This window comes from Isobaculum melis (genome assembly GCF_900111355.1).
GTDB classification, from domain to species: domain Bacteria; phylum Bacillota; class Bacilli; order Lactobacillales; family Carnobacteriaceae; genus Isobaculum; species Isobaculum melis.
In genome coordinates, this window is record NZ_FOHA01000040.1 from 1 (window position 1) to 2,026 (window position 2,026).

Annotated in this window: 4 protein-coding genes; 1 reads left to right on the forward strand and 3 read right to left on the reverse strand. The window is 30.2% G+C overall.

The genetic code is table 11. From position 1 onward, the window contains the following. Window positions 1-59 precede the first annotated feature (59 nt). The 3 genes from BMW29_RS13760 to BMW29_RS13770 form a co-directional block, all read right to left on the reverse strand. Complete coding sequence (locus BMW29_RS13760) at window positions 60-467, reverse strand: DUF1433 domain-containing protein (RefSeq protein WP_092654328.1); 408 nt, start codon at window positions 465-467, stop codon at window positions 60-62. 73 nt (window positions 468-540) lie between these two features. Continuing rightward, window positions 541-939: a DUF1433 domain-containing protein gene (locus tag BMW29_RS13765; protein ID WP_092654329.1), complete on the reverse strand. Its 399-nt coding sequence runs from the start codon at window positions 937-939 to the stop codon at window positions 541-543. Window positions 940-1,023: 84 nt separating this feature from the next. Continuing rightward, window positions 1,024-1,440 (reverse strand): DUF1433 domain-containing protein, encoded by a 417-nt coding sequence (locus BMW29_RS13770; protein WP_092654330.1) that lies wholly within the window; start codon window positions 1,438-1,440, stop codon window positions 1,024-1,026. Between the two features lie 62 nt (window positions 1,441-1,502). On the opposite strand from BMW29_RS13770, the gene BMW29_RS13775 reads away from it, so the two are divergent. Beyond that, the coding region (locus BMW29_RS13775; protein WP_218139676.1) for a Tle-like phospholipase domain-containing protein at window positions 1,503-2,026 on the forward strand (524 nt) is incomplete at its 3' end.

Below are 2,026 nucleotides of genomic sequence, written 5' to 3' on the forward strand. Positions count from 1 at the left end.
TTCTTCTAAAAAAGCTTGATAATCCAGACAGAAATGGCGCGCAAGGAATTGTTTTGTAATTATTCTTGCTCCGATTCCAATTCTTCAATTTCCGTCACTGAGAAAAAATGAGAAATATTTTTTGCCAGTTTTCCTAATTTAGAAACAGTCGTCAAATCAGTATCAAACTTGTCTTCTTCATTATATATTGGTGCAATAAAATACAATTTTTTCTCATCTCCATTAACATAACCGTGTATACCAACACTCATTGGTGTTTTATCTGTTTTTGTAAAAGTAATGGATTCAATATCATTAAAATTATATTTTATGTATTCTTCAATACGAACTTTTTGTTCATCCCAAAATATCTGTTCAATTTTCTGTTGTTCAACTTCTTGATTTTCTTGATGCTTCATAAATTGATAACCTCCTAAAAGTAATAAAATAAACGCTCCTGTTGTAATGATTATTTTCTTCTTAGTCATTGTTTATTTTCATTCCTTTACAAGGTTATCTTTGCTTGAAATATAGGTATGTTTAATATTTTAAATATCAGTTTTACTCTTCTAATTCTTCAATTTCCGATACTGAGAATACGTGATACGGCTCTTTTGAAAGTTTATCTAGTTCAGGATGTACAGTTATATCAGCTTCAAAAGTATCCTGTTCATTATAAATAGTTGCGCTAAAATATAAATTTTCTTCATCATTATTTACGTAGCCATGTATACCGACGCTCATTGGTGTTTTATATGTTTCAGTGAAAGTAACTGTTTCAATATCATTAAAATTGTACTTTATGAATTTTTCAATGCGGATTTTTTGTTCAGACCAAAATATTTGTTCAGTCTTTTGTTGCTTTTGTTCCTTATTCTCTTGATGCTCTATATATTTGTATCCTCCTAGTAGTAATAAAATAAACACTCCTGCTGCAATGATTATTTTCTTCTTAGTCATTGTTTATTTTCATTCCTTTACATGTAAATAACACTAATCATGTGTGAAGAAGAGACTTTACACTGAGATAATACTTGAAAAATTTTAATTCTCCGTATCCTTAGTTTTTTCTAATTCTTCTATTTCAGTTACTGATAATATATGGGAAGAATTTATTGCCATTCTTGATATCCCTGGTGAAGAAGCAAATCCTTTTTCAAAAAAATCTTGCTCATTAGAAATTGTAGCAATAAAATTTAAATTCTTCTTATCTTCATTAATATAACCTTTTATTGCAACGCTCATTGGTGTTTTGTAGTTTTCTGTAAAAGTAACTGACTCAATATCCTTAAAGTTATATCTAATAAATTTTTCAATGCGAACTTTTTGTTCATCCCAAAATTTTTGTTCAATTTTTTGTTGTTCATATACTTTAGTCTCTTTATGCTGCATAATTTGATAACCTCCTAAAAGTAATAAAATAAACGCTCCTGTTGCAATGATTATTTTTTTCTTAGCCATTGTTTATTTCCATTCCTTTACGTATAATTAACATGATTATAACATAAAGGAGAGACTTTATTATGCCTAATATGCCAACACTTCCTTCAATTCCAGATATTGTTTATAAAGATATCGCTGAAAAGACATATAGTACAGATGAGTTAAATATAGGGTATCAATTTTATGATTCCAATTATGTAATTGTAGCCAAACTCGACAATCCAGATGGAAATGGCGCACAAGGAATAGCCGTTGTTTCAAAAAAAGACTATGACAAAGGTAACTTCTCAAATATCATCATTTCATATCGCGGAACCGAGCCCAGTGCAGGAGACGGTGATATCAATGCTGATATTAATCAAATTATATTTGGTGTAAGCGACAAGGTAGACGGCATGGGAAATCCGATACCAACCCAATTTGATACAGCTTTAAATTTTGCAAATGAGATTAAAAATACATACAATCCACAAAATATGAGTGTGACTGGTCATAGCTTAGGTGGTGGGCTTGCAGCATATGTAGGTGCTGAATTAGATATATATGGAAAAATGTTTTCGGCGCCAAATGTTTTTAGACTTCTTAGTGATGCTGCTAAAAAACG

What these genes read in the sequence shown, in the direction of transcription:
- BMW29_RS13770 (WP_092654330.1), bottom strand. Translation starts at nt 1,440, where the DNA reads ATGGCTAAGAAAAAAATAATCATTGCAACAGGAGCGTTTATTTTATTA.
- BMW29_RS13760 (WP_092654328.1), bottom strand. Translation starts at nt 467, where the DNA reads ATGACTAAGAAGAAAATAATCATTACAACAGGAGCGTTTATTTTATTA.
- BMW29_RS13765 (WP_092654329.1), bottom strand. Translation starts at nt 939, where the DNA reads ATGACTAAGAAGAAAATAATCATTGCAGCAGGAGTGTTTATTTTATTA.